Source organism: Sphingopyxis sp. LC81 (assembly GCF_000756375.1).
Classification (GTDB): domain Bacteria; phylum Pseudomonadota; class Alphaproteobacteria; order Sphingomonadales; family Sphingomonadaceae; genus Sphingopyxis.
On sequence record NZ_JNFD01000018.1, the window covers coordinates 105,998 to 121,792 of the forward strand.

General features: G+C 64.9%; 18 protein-coding genes. 7 read left to right on the plus strand and 11 right to left on the minus strand.

Translation table 11 applies throughout. From position 1 onward, the window contains the following. Nucleotides 1-8 precede the first annotated feature (8 nt). The 5 genes from FG91_RS09760 to FG91_RS09780 all read left to right on the plus strand — a co-directional run bounded on the left by FG91_RS09760 (nucleotide 9) and on the right by FG91_RS09780 (nucleotide 4,731). Nucleotides 9-671 (plus strand): hypothetical protein, encoded by a 663-nt coding sequence (locus tag FG91_RS09760; RefSeq protein WP_037514505.1) that lies wholly within the window; start codon nucleotides 9-11, stop codon nucleotides 669-671. Between the two features lie 131 nt (nucleotides 672-802). Continuing rightward, complete coding sequence (locus FG91_RS09765; RefSeq protein WP_037514506.1) at nucleotides 803-1,099, plus strand: hypothetical protein; 297 nt, start codon at nucleotides 803-805, stop codon at nucleotides 1,097-1,099. 83 nt (nucleotides 1,100-1,182) lie between these two features. Then, nucleotides 1,183-3,438: a phosphoribosylformylglycinamidine synthase subunit PurL gene (gene purL, locus FG91_RS09770; protein ID WP_037514509.1), complete on the plus strand. Its 2,256-nt coding sequence runs from the start codon at nucleotides 1,183-1,185 to the stop codon at nucleotides 3,436-3,438. Further along, a complete protein-coding gene (locus FG91_RS09775) occupies nucleotides 3,438-3,986 on the plus strand; it encodes a nucleoside 2-deoxyribosyltransferase domain-containing protein (RefSeq protein WP_037514512.1) in 549 nt (182 codons plus the stop codon). The genes purL and FG91_RS09775 overlap by 1 nt, the downstream gene beginning before the upstream one ends. Before the next feature lie 7 nt (nucleotides 3,987-3,993). After that, a complete protein-coding gene (locus FG91_RS09780) occupies nucleotides 3,994-4,731 on the plus strand; it encodes a DUF72 domain-containing protein (protein WP_037514514.1) in 738 nt (245 codons plus the stop codon). Nucleotides 4,732-4,737: 6 nt separating this feature from the next. On the opposite strand, the gene FG91_RS09785 is transcribed toward FG91_RS09780, so the two are convergent. Further along, entirely contained in the window at nucleotides 4,738-5,064 is a 327-nt protein-coding gene (locus tag FG91_RS09785) for a winged helix-turn-helix transcriptional regulator (protein ID WP_052187471.1), read from the minus strand. Between the two features lie 135 nt (nucleotides 5,065-5,199). Between FG91_RS09785 and FG91_RS09790 the strand changes: the two genes are divergently transcribed. Further along, nucleotides 5,200-5,847 (plus strand): flavodoxin family protein, encoded by a 648-nt coding sequence (locus FG91_RS09790; RefSeq protein WP_037514586.1) that lies wholly within the window; start codon nucleotides 5,200-5,202, stop codon nucleotides 5,845-5,847. Between the two features lie 34 nt (nucleotides 5,848-5,881). On the opposite strand, the gene FG91_RS09795 is transcribed toward FG91_RS09790, so the two are convergent. Next, nucleotides 5,882-6,661: a Coq4 family protein gene (locus FG91_RS09795; RefSeq protein WP_037514515.1), complete on the minus strand. Its 780-nt coding sequence runs from the start codon at nucleotides 6,659-6,661 to the stop codon at nucleotides 5,882-5,884. A gap of 129 nt (nucleotides 6,662-6,790) precedes the next feature. Between FG91_RS09795 and FG91_RS09800 the strand changes: the two genes are divergently transcribed. Further along, entirely contained in the window at nucleotides 6,791-8,029 is a 1,239-nt protein-coding gene (locus FG91_RS09800) for a DUF418 domain-containing protein (protein ID WP_037514588.1), read from the plus strand. Here FG91_RS09800 and FG91_RS09805 read toward each other — a convergent pair. From FG91_RS09805 to FG91_RS09845, 9 genes are all read right to left on the minus strand, one after another. After that, nucleotides 8,023-8,427, minus strand: a complete 405-nt coding sequence (locus FG91_RS09805) for an Hpt domain-containing protein (protein WP_200878427.1) — start codon at nucleotides 8,425-8,427, stop codon at nucleotides 8,023-8,025. The two genes, FG91_RS09800 and FG91_RS09805, sit on opposite strands and share 7 nt — an antisense overlap. A 117-nt stretch (nucleotides 8,428-8,544) precedes the next feature. Then, nucleotides 8,545-8,775 (minus strand): sulfurtransferase TusA family protein, encoded by a 231-nt coding sequence (locus FG91_RS09810; protein WP_037514517.1) that lies wholly within the window; start codon nucleotides 8,773-8,775, stop codon nucleotides 8,545-8,547. Then, nucleotides 8,772-10,160: a ribosome biogenesis GTPase Der gene (der, locus tag FG91_RS09815; protein ID WP_037514518.1), complete on the minus strand. Its 1,389-nt coding sequence runs from the start codon at nucleotides 10,158-10,160 to the stop codon at nucleotides 8,772-8,774. Before der ends, FG91_RS09810 begins: the two co-directional genes overlap by 4 nt. Nucleotides 10,161-10,206: 46 nt before the next feature. Further along, the gene (locus FG91_RS09820) at nucleotides 10,207-11,541 is read right to left on the minus strand and encodes an outer membrane protein assembly factor BamB family protein (RefSeq protein WP_037514520.1); all 1,335 of its coding nucleotides are present in this window, start codon (nucleotides 11,539-11,541) and stop codon (nucleotides 10,207-10,209) included. Nucleotide 11,542: 1 nt separating this feature from the next. After that, nucleotides 11,543-12,352: a tetratricopeptide repeat protein gene (locus FG91_RS09825; RefSeq protein ID WP_037514521.1), complete on the minus strand. Its 810-nt coding sequence runs from the start codon at nucleotides 12,350-12,352 to the stop codon at nucleotides 11,543-11,545. A 114-nt stretch (nucleotides 12,353-12,466) separates the two neighbouring features. After that, nucleotides 12,467-13,330: a 3-methyl-2-oxobutanoate hydroxymethyltransferase gene (gene panB, locus FG91_RS09830; RefSeq protein WP_037514523.1), complete on the minus strand. Its 864-nt coding sequence runs from the start codon at nucleotides 13,328-13,330 to the stop codon at nucleotides 12,467-12,469. A 76-nt stretch (nucleotides 13,331-13,406) separates the two neighbouring features. Further along, complete coding sequence (locus FG91_RS09835) at nucleotides 13,407-14,336, minus strand: aldo/keto reductase (protein ID WP_037514525.1); 930 nt, start codon at nucleotides 14,334-14,336, stop codon at nucleotides 13,407-13,409. Beyond that, a complete protein-coding gene (locus tag FG91_RS09840) occupies nucleotides 14,333-15,421 on the minus strand; it encodes a glycerophosphodiester phosphodiesterase (RefSeq protein ID WP_081940514.1) in 1,089 nt (362 codons plus the stop codon). The genes FG91_RS09835 and FG91_RS09840 overlap by 4 nt, the downstream gene beginning before the upstream one ends. Beyond that, nucleotides 15,418-15,768: an ArsC family reductase gene (locus tag FG91_RS09845; RefSeq protein ID WP_200878428.1), complete on the minus strand. Its 351-nt coding sequence runs from the start codon at nucleotides 15,766-15,768 to the stop codon at nucleotides 15,418-15,420. The genes FG91_RS09840 and FG91_RS09845 overlap by 4 nt, the downstream gene beginning before the upstream one ends. Nucleotides 15,769-15,795 lie beyond the last annotated feature (27 nt).

Here is a 15,795-nt window from a genome sequence, read left to right on the forward strand (position 1 = left end):
GTCGCGCCATGTTCATCGGCCATTTCGCCCCGGCGCTGATCGTCGCGGCCCGTCCAAAGGCGGCGGGGCTCGGGACCTTGTTCGTCGCGGCGCAGCTCGTCGACATCGGTTTTGCCGCATTGCTGGTCCCGGGGATCGAGGCGATGCGGATCGTCCCCGGCATCACCGCGATGAATCCGATGGACCTCTATCACATGCCCTATACGCACAGCCTGCTCGGCGCGCTGATCTGGGCGAAGATTTTCGGCCTGCTCGTCTGGTTCGCGACGAAGCGGAAAGAGGCGGCGATCGGCGCCGCGCTGGTCGTGGTGTCGCACTGGTTCATCGACCTCCTCGTCCACATCCCCGATCTGACGCTCTATGGCATGCCGCCGAAGCTCGGGCTCGGGCTTTGGAATCATCCGCTGATCGCGATGCCGCTCGAGATATTGCTGATCGGCGGCGCCTTTCTTTATTATCTGCGCCGCACCGAGGCGCCGGGCGGCAACCGCCGGCTCTGGACCCTCGCCGGGCTGCTCGTCTTTGCGCAGGCGATCGACTGGTTCGGCCCGAAAGAGCCCACCTATTCGCTCGCCGTCCCCGCGACGATGCTCTTTGCTTATGCGCTGCTCGCCGGAACCGCGGCGTGGGCGGGGGCCAACCGGCGGCTCGCGGCGCCCGTCCGCACCTGACCCCTTCGCGCCGCGCAATCGCGGTTCTGTTTTTTGCAATTGCCCGCGCCGCGCGCGCCGGTCATGTTGCACTGCACAAGAAGAGAGGGGCTCCGAAGGCAAGTTTTGTTCATCAGACAAGGACTTGCATCATGAAAAAATATATTCTCCCCGCGCTCGGCCTGCTCGCGCTGGCGCCGTCGGTCGCCATTGCCAAGGATGCGCCGACCAACCGCTTCGAGCATGAAGGCAGCACCTATAGCTATAGCGTCACGCAGGTCGGCGACACGCGCGTGATCAGCGGCGTCGAGGAACGCACCGGCAAGCCGTTCACGCTCCGCGTCGGCCAGCACCGCGTCCGCGGCACCGTCGGTTCGCAGCAGGTGAGCTTCGCGCTGCGCGACGTCGCGCCGCTCGTGAAGCCGTCGGCCACCCTCGCCTCGCGCTAAACCCCCGCTCCGACCGCAGACCCCATGATGTTTTCGCATCATGGGGTCTGTTCGTTTCGCGCCTACATCGCTAAAGGCGCGCCATGACTCAGACCGCACCCGCGCCCGCCTCCGTCATCACCCCCGAGATCGTCGCCGAACACGGCCTGTCTCCGGAAGAATATGATCGCGTCCTCAACGCGCTCGGGCGCGAGCCGAACCTCGTCGAACTCGGCATCTTCTCGGTCATGTGGTCCGAGCATTGCAGCTATAAAAGCTCGCGCCTCCATTTGAAGAAACTGCCGACCGAGGCGCCCTGGGTGATCTGCGGCCCCGGCGAGAATGCCGGCGTCATCGACATTGGCGAAGGGCCGGACGGCAAGAAGCTCGCCGCGATCTTCAAGATGGAGAGCCACAACCACCCGTCGTACATCGAGCCCTATCAGGGCGCGGCGACCGGGGTCGGCGGCATCCTGCGCGACGTGTTCACGATGGGCGCACGCCCCGTCGCGAACCTCAACGCGCTGCGCTTCGGCCGCCCCGACCATCCGAAGATGAAACATCTGATCTCGGGCGTCGTCCACGGCATCGGCGGCTATGGCAATTGCGTCGGCGTCCCCACCGTCGGCGGCGAGGTCAATTTCCACAAAGCCTATGACGGTAATATCCTCGTCAACGCGATGACCGTCGGCGTCGCCGAACAGGACAAGATCTTCTATTCGGCCGCATCGGGCGTCGGCAATCCGATCGTCTATGTCGGCTCGAAGACCGGTCGCGACGGCATCCATGGTGCGACGATGGCGTCGGCCGACTTCGGCGAGGATGCCGAGGAAAAGCGCCCGACGGTGCAGGTCGGCGACCCCTTCACCGAAAAATTGCTCATCGAGGCGTGCCTCGAACTGATGGCGTCGGACGCGATCGTCGCGATCCAGGACATGGGCGCCGCGGGCCTCACCAGCTCGTCGGTCGAGATGGCGTCGAAGGGCGGCGTCGGCCTCCATCTCAAGATGGACGATGTGCCGCAGCGCGAAACCGGCATGACCGCCTATGAGATGATGCTGTCCGAATCGCAGGAACGCATGCTGATGGTGCTGAAGCCCGGCCGCGAGGATTTCGCCGCCGCGATCTTCCACAAATGGGAACTCGATTTCGCGGTCATCGGCACCGTCACCGACACCGGCCGCATGGTGCTCGAACATCATGGCGAGATCGTCTGCGACATCCCGCTCGCGCCGCTTGCCGACGACGCGCCGCTCTACGACCGCCCGCACGTCCCCACCCCGAAGCAGGCTGACCTCACGAACGTCCCCGAGACGAAGGACGTCGCGGCGGACCTCAAGACCTTGATGGGCACCCCCGACATCGCCAGCCGCCGCTGGATCTGGGAACAATATGACAGCCAGGTCGGCGGCGACACGGTGCAGACCGGCGGCGACGCCGCGCTCGTCCGCATCCACGGCACCAACCGCGCGCTCGCGATGTCGACCGACTGCACCCCGCGCTATTGCTACGCCGATCCCGTCGAGGGCGGTAAGCAGGCGGTCGCCGAGACCTGGCGCAACATCAGCGCGGTCGGCGCGACCCCGCTCGCGATCACCAATTGCCTGAACTTCGCCAACCCGCAGCGCCCCGAAATCATGGGCCAGATCGTCGGCTGCCTCGACGGCATGGCGCAGGCGTGTATCGCGCTCGATTATCCGATCGTCTCAGGCAACGTCAGCCTCTATAATGAGAGCAAGGCGACCGGCGGTGGCAGCGCGATCCTGCCGACCCCCGCGATCGGCGGCGTCGGCGTGATCGAGGATCTGAACAAGGCGGTCGGCATCGGCTTCAAACGCACCGGCGATATCGTGCTCGCAGTCGGCGAGCGCGCCGGTCATCTCGGCCAGTCGGCATGGCTGCGCGAAATCCTCGGCCGCGAGGAAGGCCCGCCGCCGCCCGTCGATCTGCGCGCCGAAAAGCGCACCGGCGACTTCATCCGCGGCGCGATCAACGCCGGCTGGATCACCGCCTGCCACGACGTCTCCGACGGCGGCATGGCGGTGACGCTCGCCGAAATGGCCTTGAAGTCGAACATCGGCGTCCTCGTCAGCGAAGAACAGCCGTTCGGCGTCGCCGAAAGCTTCTTTGGTGAAGATCAGGGCCTCTATCTCGTCACCGTCTGCGACACCTGCCTCGCCGACTTCCTCGACGCCGCGGGCCGCGCCGACGTGCCGGTCGATCCCGTCGGCCGCACGATCAAGGACCGCATCGTCTTCGAACTGGAGGGCAGCGACCATCAGGTGACGCTCGCCGAGCTCCGCGACGCGCATGAGGGCTTCTTCCCGAACCTGATGGGAGCGGACGCGGCGCTCGCCTGATGCGGCGCGCGCTGGCTGCCCTGGCTCTGCTGGCGCTCCCCGCGCCATCCTCTGCCGCGCCGCTGGTCGTGACCTCGCCGCAGGAACTGCCCGCCGGCCACGCCCGGCCGCGCATCTTCCTCGGCGGCAGCATCGACATGGGGCGCGCCGCCGATTGGCAGGCCGGGCTCGTTCGGTCGCTCGGCGATCTCGATGTGCTGTTCCTCAACCCGCGGCGCCCCGACTGGAATCCGGCATGGAAACCCGTCGCGAGCGAACCCGAATTTCGCCGTCAGGTCGAATGGGAGCTGGCGGCGCTCGAATCCGCCGACATCGTCGTGATGTATTTCGCGCCCGGATCGCAAAGCCCGATCAGCCTGCTCGAAATGGGATTGCATGCTCGCGGCGGAAAGCTGATCCTGCTTTGCCCCGAGGGCTTTTGGCGCAAGGGCAATGTCGATATTACCGCCGAGAAATATGGAATCGAACAGGTCGCGACCATGGACGAGCTCGCGGTGGCCGTACGCCGCCGGGTGACGAACTGGACGGCGACTTCTGCCGAGGAGTGATGGGCGTATGAGCATCTATATCGGCGTTGGAGGCTGGACCTTCGAACCGTGGCGCGGCCCCTTCTACCCCGCCGGCCTCGCACAGAAACGCGAGCTTGAATATGCCGGCCAGCATCTCACCGGCATCGAGATCAACGGCACTTACTATGGCAGCCAGAAGCCCGAAACCTTCGCCAATTGGGCGGAGGCCGTACCCGACGGCTTCCAGTTCAGCGTCAAGGCGTCACGCTTCACCACCAACCGCAAGGTGCTGAAAGAAGGCGCCGGATCGATCGAGAAGTTCCTGACGCAGGGGCTGACGCGGCTCGGCGACCGGCTCGGCCCGATCCACTGGCAGTTCATGGCGACGAAGAAATTCGACCGCGACGATTTCGCGGGTTTCCTCGACCTGCTTCCCGAGACGCAGGACGGCGTGAAGCTGCGCCACGCGATCGAGGTGCGCGACGAAAGCTTCCGCGATCCGGCCTTTATCGACATGGTGCGCGAGCGGAACATGGCGATCGTTTATGCCGACAGCGACGAATTTCCGTGCATCGACGAACAGACCGCCGACTTCACCTATGCGCGGCTGCAGCGATCGCAAGAGGATGTCGAAACGGGCTATGATGCGAAGGCGCTGGACGGCTGGGCGACCCAAGCCCGCGACTGGGCGAAGGGCGACCGCGACGTCTATATCTTCTTCATATCCGGCGCGAAGGTTCGCAACCCCGCCGCTGCGCAAGCGCTGATCGCGAAGCTCGACTGATCAACGTCACCGGCCGCCGGGCAGATTATGTTTCCCCCATTCGCATAACGGCGTCAGCGCTTCGTTGAGCGATGCCCCCAAGGGGGTAACCGAATAATCGACCCGGGGGGGAACCTGATGGAACATCTCGCGGTGGACCAGACCATCGGCCTCCATCTCGCGCAATTGCTGGATCAGCATCTTTTCGCTGATCCCCGCGATGCGCCGCTTTAGCGCGCCGAAGCGCACGGGGGTGTCGTGAAGCTCCCAGAGAATCAGCGCCTTCCACTTCCCGCCGATAATCTCGAACACCGGCCCGAGACCGTCATTATAGGGTTGATTGCGTGTCGACATGGATATCAATTCTTACCTAAAGGTGAGTACCTGACAAAATAGTAGGTAGTTGATCAATCGAAAGTATCACGTCACCCCTTTGCGTCAACAAGACATGGCAGCCGCGCCGTGTCCCACGCGAAAGGATCGGCCGATATGCCGGAAAAACTGCTCATTCTTGTCGGAAGCCCGCGTAGGAACGGAAACACCGCGACACTTGCCGCGGCCGTCCGGCGCGGCGCCGAGGCGGCGGGCAGCGATGTCGCGCTGCGATTTCTGGATGATCATATTTCGGGGTTTCTGCGCGATTGCCGCCAATGCCGCCGCCCCGATGGCGAATGCGCGATCGACGACCCGTATCGCGCCCTGTTCTTCGACGAGTTTTTGCCCGCGCGCGGGGTGATCTTTTGTTCGCCCATTTATTGGTACGGCGTGTCCGCGCAGATCAAGGCGTTCTTCGATCGCAGCTTCTGCTATTATGCGGCTTCTTATCCGGGCTCGCAGGCAGCGCTTGCCGCGATGGCACGGAAACGGCTCGGCCTAGTGCTGGCGTCCGAGGAAACATATCCCGGCGTGGCCCTCGGCATCGTCCACCAGATTCAGGAATTTTCCCGCTACACGAATTCGGATTTTGTCAGCGTGGTGCGCGGGGCCGGCAACAGCCGCGGCGAAGTGCGCCACGATCCGGCGAACCCGATCGGCGACGCCGAACGTCTGGGCCGCGAGATATTTTCGCGATCCTATTCCGACTACAGGCTGGAGACGCCGCGCAGCCCGCGCGTCTGGCCGGAAAGCGTAGGCTGAGCGCCGGGTTCCCCGGCTTTCGCCGGGGAAGAGTTCAGGCCATCGCAGCCTTTGCCGCGAGGAAGTTATACGGATCGATGCCGCGGTTGCGGTACGCGCGGTGCGCTTCCTGATAGAGCGTCGGCTCGCCGATCCCGAGCCGTGCACGCGCGGCTTCGAGCGGTTCGGCGAGCAGCGAGCGGATGTCCTGCTCGATGATCGCCTTCGCCGCCTTGCCGTGGCGCTGGCCCTGGCGGATCGCGCCGAACACCGGCGCGTCGCTCTTGACGCCGCGCTTCACCTCATAACCGCCGGCATAGGCGATGAAGGCATTGCCGTAATTGCCCGTCTGGCCATAGGTGAAGCCGAGCACGCACTGTTCGCCGAGCGCGTCGCGGCCATAGCCGGTCAGGATATGGAACAGGTCGTGCGTGTCGCGCAGACGGTTCGAATACCACTGCACCTGGTCGTCATATTGCGGGCGGCCCATCTTGTCGCTTTCGGCGACGAGGCCCGCGGCCGACAGGCCTTCGCGGCGCATGAAGGTGACATAGGCGTGGCCGACGCTGCCTTCGGGCAGCGCGTCGATCCATGCATGGTCGTCGAGCAGGTCGGGCAGATAGGGTTCGCGTTCCATCAGCTTCTGGCCGAAATCGCTTGTCACGAAGGCGCGCGCGTCGTCCATGAAGCCCTTGCGCGGCAAATTCTCAAAGATGTGGAACACCTGTTCGGTGTCTTCCTTGTCCGCGATCAGCTTGCGAAAGTGCTGGAACGCCTTGAACGGGCGGAACTTCTGCGGCTGGCGATCGGGGTGGGAGAAGATGGTGGGGGTCATGGCTGGCCTCGTCCGAATCAGGTGATGATGCTCAGATAGCATTACTGACATAGATGTCAATAGTAGGTTAAAGCGCTGGACGGATCGTCGCCCCAGCCGTTATAGGCGAATAATACAGTGGAGGGCGATATGCGCGAAGATAGACAAGTTGCGGGCGAACGCCTCGTCACCCTCGACGCGCTGCGCGGATTCGCCGTGATGGGCATTTTGGCGATGAACATCGTCGCCTTCGCGATGCCCGAAATGGCCTATGTTTCGCCCAAGGCCTATGGCGGCGACACGGCGTCGGACATCGCCGCCTGGGCGCTCGGCTTCCTCCTCTTCGACGGCAAGATGCGCGGGCTATTCTCGATCCTGTTCGGCGCAAGCATGCTCCTCATCGTCGATCGCGCGGAGGCGTCGGGACAGGATTCGGGTTCGGTGCATTACCGCCGGATGGCGTGGCTCGCGGTGTTCGGCCTCTGCCATTATTTCTTCCTCTGGTGGGGGGACATCCTTTTCCTCTACGCCGCGGTCGGCTGCGTCGCTTTCCGTTTCCGCGCGTGGGAACCGCGGCGGCTGATCAAATGGGCGCTCGGCATCTTCACTCTGGGTGTCGTCCTGACGTCGCTTTTCTTTGGCGCACAGCTCGCGGTCGGAAATGCGGCCGACAATCCGGCGTCGCCGATGGCCGAAGCCGGGCGTGAGGTCCGCGCCGAATATGCCAAGATCGACGGCGAAGTGGCCGAGGAGCTCGCGCTCTATCGCGGCCCCTATCTACCGATCCTCAACTCACGGCTCGATACCGCGATCAATCCGTTCGTCGGCGTGCTGATGACGATATGGGAGACGCTGCCGCTGATGATGCTCGGCATGGCGCTGTTCCGCAACGGCTTCCTGACCGGTGCCTGGGGGGCGGCCGACTATCGGCGGACAGCGCTGCGCTGGCTACCCCCGGGGGTGCTGCTGACATTGCTCGTCGGATGGCTCCAATGGCGCGCGGGCTTCGACTATCTCGTCGCGGTCAATGCCTTCATGGCGTGGTCCGGACCCGGGCGGCTGATGATGACGATCGCCTATGCCGCGCTGCTCGTGCTGCTGATCCGGCGTGCTGCTACCAGCGCCTGGATAATTCGCGTCGCCGCAACGGGCCGCGCCGCCTTCTCCAACTATCTCGGCACCAGCATCGTGATGACGACGATCTTCTACGGCTATGGGATCGGCCTGTTCGGCGACGTCGGCCGCTGGACGCTCTATCTCGTCTGCGCCGGCATGTGGGCGCTCATGCTGCTCTGGTCGAAGCCTTGGCTCGACCGCTATCGCTATGGCCCGCTCGAATGGCTGTGGCGCAGCCTCGCGCGCGGGTCGCTGCAACCGATGCGTCAGTAGCCGACGGCGCGGCCGAAACCTGTCGGGCGGCGCTGGACGAGCGGGTTCGCTTCGCGTTCGAGCGCGCCGAGCGTCTCTTCGAACAGCCGGCGCAGTTCGACGACGCGCGGCAGATATTCCTCGGGGCTGGTCTGGCTTTCGACGCAATGGCGCGCGAAGACTTCGATGTCCTCGGCGAGCGCGCCGAGTTTCTCGCCGCCGAACTGCCGTGCTTCGCTTTTCAGCGTGTGCGCGGGCATCACGAGGCCGCGGGCATCGCGTGCGCGCATCGCCTCTTCGATCGCGGCAACCGATTTGGTGCCGTCTTCGCGAAAATAGCCGAGAATCCGCACAAACGCCGCGCCCAGCTGGGTGCGCGTCGCGCGAAACTCATCCCAATCGACCAGGATATCGTCCAATGCTTTAGTCCCTTGGTGTTCAAATTCGGCCGTGGTCCCAACCGGTCCATGCCGAAGTTGGGTAAAAAAGACGTTACGGTGTCAGGGCTGCTATGAAGCGAACCGTCCCGCTTTGGGTCAGCGCCGGACGCGCCAGCGGCCCTCATCGGCGTTTGCCGCGTCGGTTTCGACCGACCAGCCATGCTCGCCCGCCAGCGCCGCAACTTCGCGCCCGGCCTGCGGATCGTCGGCGATCAGCAGCACGTCGGACGCATCGCGCATCGCGCGCGCTAGCCGCAGCGCGGGCCAGGGGCAGCGCATTCCGCGGGCATCGACGACCAGCGTCCCCAATGCCTCAGGCGCCGTCATTCGTCATAGGGATTACGCGAATTGCGGAAGTTGAGGCGCACCGGAACGCCCTGGAAGCCCAGTTCCTTGCGCATGCCGTTGACCAGATAACGCGTGTAGCTTCCGGGCAGACTATCGGTCCGGGTGCCGAAAACGACGAAGGTCGGCGGCCGGGTGCGCGCCTGCGTGATATAGCGCAGCTTGATCCGCTTGCCGCCGGGCGCCGGCGGCGGGTTGTTTTCAACCGCATTTTCGAACCAGCGGTTGAGCTTCGCGGTCGAGACGCGGTTGGTCCAGATTGCGCGCTGTTCGAACGCGACGCGGACCAGCGTGTCGATGCCCTTGCCGGTCGCACCCGAAATGCTGAGCACCGGGACGCCCTTGACCTGGCTGAGCCCGTCTTCGAGCGCGGTGCGCACGCCGTTGAACAGCGCCGACGGGTCTTCGGCGACATCCCATTTGTTGAGCGCGACGATCAGCGCGCGACCTTCCTGCAGCACCCGGTCGGCGATGTGCAGATCCTGCGCCTCCAGCCCTTTGGTGGCGTCGAGCAGGAGGACGACGACCTCGGCGAAATCGACCGCGTGGAGCGCGTCGGCGACCGACAGCTTCTCGAGCTTTTCGACCACCTTGGCGCGCTTGCGCATGCCTGCGGTGTCGAACAGCTGGATCTCGTGGACCTCGCCGTCCTTTTCCCACTGCCAGTCGACGCGGATCGAATCGCGGGTGATCCCGGCTTCGGGCCCGGTGATCAGGCGGTCCTCGCCGATCATGCGGTTGATCAGCGTCGACTTGCCCGCGTTCGGGCGCCCGACGATCGCGAGCTTCATCGGGCCGAGCGGCGCGTCCTCGTCTTCTTCGCCTTCAACCGGCGGCGGCAAAGCCTCGGCTTCCGCCGCATCATAAGCTTCGACGATCGGGCGCAGCGCGTCGAACAGGTCGACGACGCCTTCGCCATGCTCGGCGCTGAGCGCGATCGGATTGTCGAAGCCGAGCGAATAGCTCTCCATCAGCCCGTTTTCGCCCTGTTTCCCCTCGGCCTTGTTGACGACGAGAATGATCGGCGTGTCCTCGCTGCGCAGCCAGCGCGCGATTTCCTCGTCGAGCGGGGTCACCCCGGCGCGGCCGTCGATCATGAACAGCGCCGCGTCGGCCTCGCGCACCGCCTTTTCGGTCTGCACACGCATCCGGCCGGGCAAGGTCGCGGCGTCATAATCCTCGAAACCCGCGGTATCTACGATGCGAAAATCGAGGCCGAGCAGATGGCCGTCGCCTTCGCGGCGGTCGCGCGTCACCCCAGGCTGGTCGTCGACGAGCGCGAGGCGCTTGCCGACCAGCCGGTTGAATAGCGTCGATTTGCCCACATTGGGCCGGCCGACAATGGCAATCGTCGCGAATCGCGACATGAAACTTATCCCTATTACACCGGGCCGCCCCGGCCCGGACGCTGTATCAGCGCCAGGCCGTGATCTGCCCGTCGTCCGCGAGGACGTACAAAATATTATTCGCGACCACGGGGGCCTGCGACAGCGGCGATTTGAATTCAGTCGAGCCAAGAAGCGAGCCGTCGGCCGGCGAGAATTCCGACAAGGTCCCTTCGCTGTTGACCGCGATCAGACGGCCACCCGCGAGAATCGGCCCGGTCCAGCGGATCGGGTCCTTTTTCTTCTTTTCGGTTTCGACGCGGAAACGTGCGAGCTGTTGCAGCCAGCGCACCTTGCCGTTCGCGCGCGCGACGGCCAGCAGTTTGGCGTCGTCGGTCATCGCATAGACCCATTCGCCGACGACATAAGGCGTCGAGATGCCGGCGATCGAGATTTCCCAGCTGCGCTGGCCGGTGACGAGTTCATAGCTCGCCATGCGGCCGCCCTGCCCGAGCGCGAAGACACGGCCGCGATCGACGACCGGATCGGCGTCAACATCGGTGAGCGTCGACACCGACAGCGCCATCGAGGTGCGCGCGAGCGCGTCTTCCCACAGGTCGCGGCCGTTTTCGTAACGATAGGCCTGGACCTCGCCCGACGAGAAGCCGGCGACGATCGTCCCCTGCCCCGCCGCGGGCGATGCGGCGCCGAACACGCTGCCCGCCTCCATCGACGCGGTGGCCTGCCACTGCACCGCACCATCGGCGGCGTTGAGCGCGAAAATCTGGTTATCCTGGCTGATGACATAGACACCGCCAAAGGCAATCGTCGGCGCGCCGCGCAGCGGGCCCGCGGGCTTCACCTTCCAGATCACCGATCCGTCGGCGACATTCAGCGCCGCGACATCGCCGACGCCGCTGGTCGCATAAACGACATTGCCGTCGACCCCGGCGCCGCCGCCGAACAGCGACGCCTTGAAATCCTTGCCCGTGCTGCCAATCGGCACGCTCCACAGCTTCGCGCCGGTGTCGGCGGCGAAGGCGGTGACCACGGCGTCGGTATCGACGACGAACAGGCGGTTGTCGGCGATCACCGGCGATGCGGCGATCCGCTGCTTGTTGGTGCTGCCCGCGATATTGGCTTCCCACAGCTTGGTTCGCGTCGCGGCGAGCGCCGGGTGACGCATCGATTTCGATGCGTTGCCGCCCGACTGCGCCCAGGCGGTATTGACCTCCGGTTCGGGCAGCACGACCGCGATCGACGCGGTGGCCGGGTCGACCTTGACGCTGTTGTCGTTCGACAGGATCGAGACGCGGTCACCCACGGTCGGGGTCTTCGGCGGACCGTCGCCTTTGATCACCCCACATGCCGTCAGCGGCAGCGCGAGCAGCGCCACAGTAATTCCGAAACGCGCTTTCCGCATATTAATTGGCTTCCTCAGTCTTTGCGGCTGCCGCTGCCTTTGGCGCAGCATTGCCTTTCTGGTCCCCGGCAGCGGCGGCTTGCGCCGCGCCTTTCTTTTCGGCTGCGGCGCTTTCGTCCGCCCGGTCCGCGACCGCATCGACGCCGAGCATCCCCGCCATCTGCACCGAGCGCGATTGCAGCGATTTGGCCACATTGGGCAATTTGGCGATGCGGCCATAAAGCGCGCCGGCCTGGTCGAACTGGCCAAGCTGGTAGTGCGCGGTCGCCGACAGTTCGGCAGCGCTCGCGAACCAGCTCGAGGCCGGATCCTTGGCATCGACCATCGGCTTCATCCGCGCGATCACGGTTTCGGGCTTCAGCGTGTCATATTCGAATGCCGTCTGGCGGATCAGCGCGAGATCGCGCAGCGCCTGGTCGAGCTTCGTATCGGCGGCGACTTTCGCCATCAGCGCGGCGGCGGCCTTCAGGTCGCCGCTCTGCGCCTTGATATTCGCTTCCTGCATCTGCGCGACCGCGCGATAGGCGGGGTCGCCTTCGGCTGCGAGCTTCTGCAGATCCGTCGCCGCGGCGCGCGGCTGGTTGGTGCCAAGCTTTTCGAACGCCGCGATCAGCTCTTCGGCCTGCTCGCCGCGCGCGGCATCCTGCTGGTGGCTCCAGACAAGATAGCCGCCGAATGCCAGCAGGGCGGCGATGACGCCGCCGATGATCCAACGGCCGTAGCGTTGCATGATCGTATCGAGCCGGTCCTTGCGGACGGCCTCGTCGACTTCCTGCAACAGCGCGGCATCATTCGTCGGGCTCAGCGCCAATCAAACCTCCATAAACTCAATATTGGCCCAAGCTTTCCGCGTCGGGCCGGTCGCTTCCTTAGCGACAGCACCGAAAAACGCCAAGCGTTTCACTTTGCGCGGATCGCGGGAGGCTCAACCTGCGTAGGTCTGATCCTCGGTCGGGAATGAACGGGACCTGACTTCGTCGGCATAGTCCTTGACCGCGCCTTCGACGACGCTCGCCATATTGCCGTACCGCTTCACGAACTTGGGAACGCGTTCGAACATGCCGAGCATGTCATCGGTCACGAGCACCTGACCATCGCACTCTGCCGATGCGCCGATACCGATCGTCGGGCAATCGACCTTGTTCGTGATCTCGATCGCGATCGATTCGAGCACGCCTTCGATCACGATCGAAAAGGCGCCGGCCTGTGCCACAGCGACGGCATCTTCGACGATCGAGCGTGCTTCTTCCTCGCTCTTGCCGCGCACGCCATAGCCGCCGAGGATGTTCACCGCCTGCGGGGTCAGCCCGACATGGCCCATCACCGGGATGCCGCGCTGGGTCAGGAATTCGATCGTCGGGGCGAGCACCTTGCCGCCCTCGACCTTCACCGCCGCGGCGCCGGTTTCCTTGAGCAGCCGCGCGGCATTGTCGAACGCCTGCTGCGGGCTGCCTTCATAGCTGCCGAACGGCATGTCGACGATCACCGCGGCATGATAGCTGCCGCGCACCACCGCGGCGCCGTGCAGCGCCATCATGTCCATCGTCACCCCGACGGTGTGCGGCAGGCCATAAATCACCTGCGCGAGCGAGTCGCCGACGAGCAGCATATCGCAATGCGGGTCGAGCAGCTGCGCCATGCGGACGGTGTAGGCGGTGAGCATCACCAGCGGTTCGCCACCCTTGCGCTGGCGAATGCGCGGCACGGTGAGGCGTTTCATCGGCTGCGGCGTCGGATTGGCGCGGCTGGTCGATGTGTCGAAGGTGAGCGTTTTCGGGAGCGTGGACATGGGGCGAGGGTTTAGCCGCTAAAACCGCGAGGCGAAAGCGACAAAGCCCGATTTTTGTTGCGGCGCAGCGAACGGGTCAGGCCGCGCCGAGCGCCGCGAGCTGCTCGTCGCTGAGGCGGAGGTCGAGGCCGCCCATCAGCTCGTCCAGCTGTTCCACCGTCGTCGCGCTGGCGATCGGCGCGGTCACGCCCGGTTGCGCGGCAACCCATGCCAGCGCGATCTGCGACAGGGTGGCGCCCGTTTCCGCCGCGATGCGGTCCATCACCGCCAGCACCGCGGGGCCGTTGCCGTCGAGATAGGGTTTGACGCGCGCGCCGCGCGGACTTTTGCCAAGGTCGTCGGCACTGCGATATTTGCCCGACAGATAGCCCGAGGCGAGGCTGAAATAGGTGACGACCCCCAGCCCCTCGTCGATGCAAAGCTGTTGCAGCGCGCCTTCATATTGCTCGCGGTCGAGCAGGTTGAGCTCGGGCTGCATCGCCGTAAAGCGCGGCAAACCCTTTTCGTCCGCCACCCGCAGCGCCTCGGCCAAACGCTCCGCCGAATAGTTCGACGCCCCGATCGCGCGCACCATGCCCGCGTCGACCAGTTCGGCGAAGGCACCGAGCACTTCGTCGAGCGGCACGTCGGGATCATCCTTGTGCGCGAAATAAAGGTCGATGACGTCGGTGCCGAGCCGGTCGAGCGAGCCTTGCACGGCGTCGCGGATGCGGTCGGGCTTCAGCCCGCCCGGCATCATGCCAACCTTGGTCGCGATCAGAACCTGATCGCGCGCGCCGCTTTCCTTGAGCCATGCACCCATCATGCTTTCGGATTCGCCGCCCTTGTGGCCGGGAACCCACGCCGAATAGACGTCGGCGGTGTCGATCATCCCGCCGCCAAGCAGGGCGAAGCGGTCGAGAACGGCAAAGCTCGCATCGCGCCCCGCGGTCATGCCGAAGACATTGCCGCCGAGGACGAAGGGCCGGATCGACAGGCCGCTCTGGCCCAAGGCTCTTTCGGTCATTGTCCGCTTTCCTTCCTTACCGTCGCCACCGCTTCGCGCGGATTGTCGCTGAACAGGCCGTCGATGCCGGTTTTCAGATAGGCGGTGATTTCACCGGCAAGATCGCCGTGCCCGGCCGGGTTTACACCGCCCTTGTCGTCCAGCGGCAGGAAATAATTTTCGCGGCGGAACGTCCATGGATGGACCTTGAGCCTCGCGGCATGCGCATCGCGCACCAAATCGGTCGGCTTACCGAGCCGGCCAAGCGCGCCGCGCGGGATCACCATCGCCTTGTTCGGGCCGATGCCGTCGGCATAGGCGGCGATCATTTTCAGCCCCGCGGGTGACGCCATGGTGGCATAGCTTGTGCCAGGCCGGTCGGCGGGTCCGCCCTCGGCATCCATCAGCTGGATCAGCGGCAGATCGCTTTTGGCGCGCAGGTCCATCAGATTGCCGACCTCGAAGCTCTGGATGAACACCGGCGCGGTGCGGCCGCGATAGCCGAAGCGGTCGAGCATGCTAAGCAACGGCGCCTCGTGCGGCAGCCCGATCGACACGAAATAGCTCGGGTGCTTGGTTTCGGGATAGACGCCGACGGGCTTCTTGCGCCCCTCCTTTCGTTCGGCGTTGACCTCGGCGAGTAGGGTCAGGATTTCCTCGAAGGTCGGGATTTCGAACTGGCCGTCATATTCGGTGCTGCGCAGCTTGGGCAGCCGCTCGCGCGCGCGCAGCGTCTTGAGTTCGGCGAGCGTGAAATCCTCGGTGAACCAGCCGGTGACCTTTTGCCCGTCGATCGTCTTCGTCGCCTTGCGGCCTGCGAATTCAGGATGCGCGGCGACGTCGGTCGTTTCCGAAATCTCATTCTCATGCCGCGCGACAAGCACGCCGTCCTTGGTCAACACGAGGTCGGGTTCGATATAGTCGGCGCCAAGCTCGATCGCGAGCTTGTAACCCGCCAGCGTATGTTCGGGACGTTCGCCCGACGCGCCGCGATGGGCGATCACGATCGGCGGCTGGCCATCGAGGGTCGGCTGCGCGGTCACTGTGTCAGCCGTGCAGCCGGCGAACAGCATGAAGGCCAGCAGCGCCGCGAGCGAGCGGATCATGCGGCAAAACGCGCCCGCCAGTCATCGGCGGAAAAGCCGACGCTGATATTGCCCGCAGCCTCGACGACCGGGCGGCGGATCATGGCCGGCTGATCGAGCATCAACGCCTTTGCCGCGGCGGCATCGAGCCCGTCCTTCTGCGCATCGGGCAGCTTGCGAAAGGTTGTCCCGGCCTTGTTGAGCAGCTTTTCCCAACCGACCACGTCGATCCAGCTTTGAAGCCGCGCAGCGTCGAGCCCATCCTTGCGCACATCGTGAAAGCGATAGGGCACGCCCTGCTCGTCGAGCCAGCGCCGCGCCTTCTTCACCGTGTCGCAGTTCGAAATGCCATAGAGAATCATCGTCATGGGCCGAGGACTTAGCAGGCGCGGGTT

Bases quoted from the DNA above. Each gene is read 5' to 3' on its own strand.
- FG91_RS09760 (WP_037514505.1), top strand. From the start codon at position 9: ATGTTCATCGGCCATTTCGCCCCGGCGCTGATCGTCGCGGCCCGTCCA.
- FG91_RS09765 (WP_037514506.1), top strand. From the start codon at position 803: ATGAAAAAATATATTCTCCCCGCGCTCGGCCTGCTCGCGCTGGCGCCG.
- purL (WP_037514509.1), top strand. From the start codon at position 1,183: ATGACTCAGACCGCACCCGCGCCCGCCTCCGTCATCACCCCCGAGATC.
- FG91_RS09775 (WP_037514512.1), top strand. From the start codon at position 3,438: ATGCGGCGCGCGCTGGCTGCCCTGGCTCTGCTGGCGCTCCCCGCGCCA.
- FG91_RS09780 (WP_037514514.1), top strand. From the start codon at position 3,994: ATGAGCATCTATATCGGCGTTGGAGGCTGGACCTTCGAACCGTGGCGC.
- FG91_RS09785 (WP_052187471.1), bottom strand. From the start codon at position 5,064: ATGTCGACACGCAATCAACCCTATAATGACGGTCTCGGGCCGGTGTTC.
- FG91_RS09790 (WP_037514586.1), top strand. From the start codon at position 5,200: ATGCCGGAAAAACTGCTCATTCTTGTCGGAAGCCCGCGTAGGAACGGA.
- FG91_RS09795 (WP_037514515.1), bottom strand. From the start codon at position 6,661: ATGACCCCCACCATCTTCTCCCACCCCGATCGCCAGCCGCAGAAGTTC.
- FG91_RS09800 (WP_037514588.1), top strand. From the start codon at position 6,791: ATGCGCGAAGATAGACAAGTTGCGGGCGAACGCCTCGTCACCCTCGAC.
- FG91_RS09810 (WP_037514517.1), bottom strand. From the start codon at position 8,775: ATGACGGCGCCTGAGGCATTGGGGACGCTGGTCGTCGATGCCCGCGGA.
- der (WP_037514518.1), bottom strand. From the start codon at position 10,160: ATGTCGCGATTCGCGACGATTGCCATTGTCGGCCGGCCCAATGTGGGC.
- FG91_RS09820 (WP_037514520.1), bottom strand. From the start codon at position 11,541: ATGCGGAAAGCGCGTTTCGGAATTACTGTGGCGCTGCTCGCGCTGCCG.
- panB (WP_037514523.1), bottom strand. From the start codon at position 13,330: ATGTCCACGCTCCCGAAAACGCTCACCTTCGACACATCGACCAGCCGC.
- FG91_RS09835 (WP_037514525.1), bottom strand. From the start codon at position 14,336: ATGACCGAAAGAGCCTTGGGCCAGAGCGGCCTGTCGATCCGGCCCTTC.
- FG91_RS09840 (WP_081940514.1), bottom strand. From the start codon at position 15,421: ATGATCCGCTCGCTCGCGGCGCTGCTGGCCTTCATGCTGTTCGCCGGC.
- FG91_RS09845 (WP_200878428.1), bottom strand. From the start codon at position 15,768: ATGACGATGATTCTCTATGGCATTTCGAACTGCGACACGGTGAAGAAG.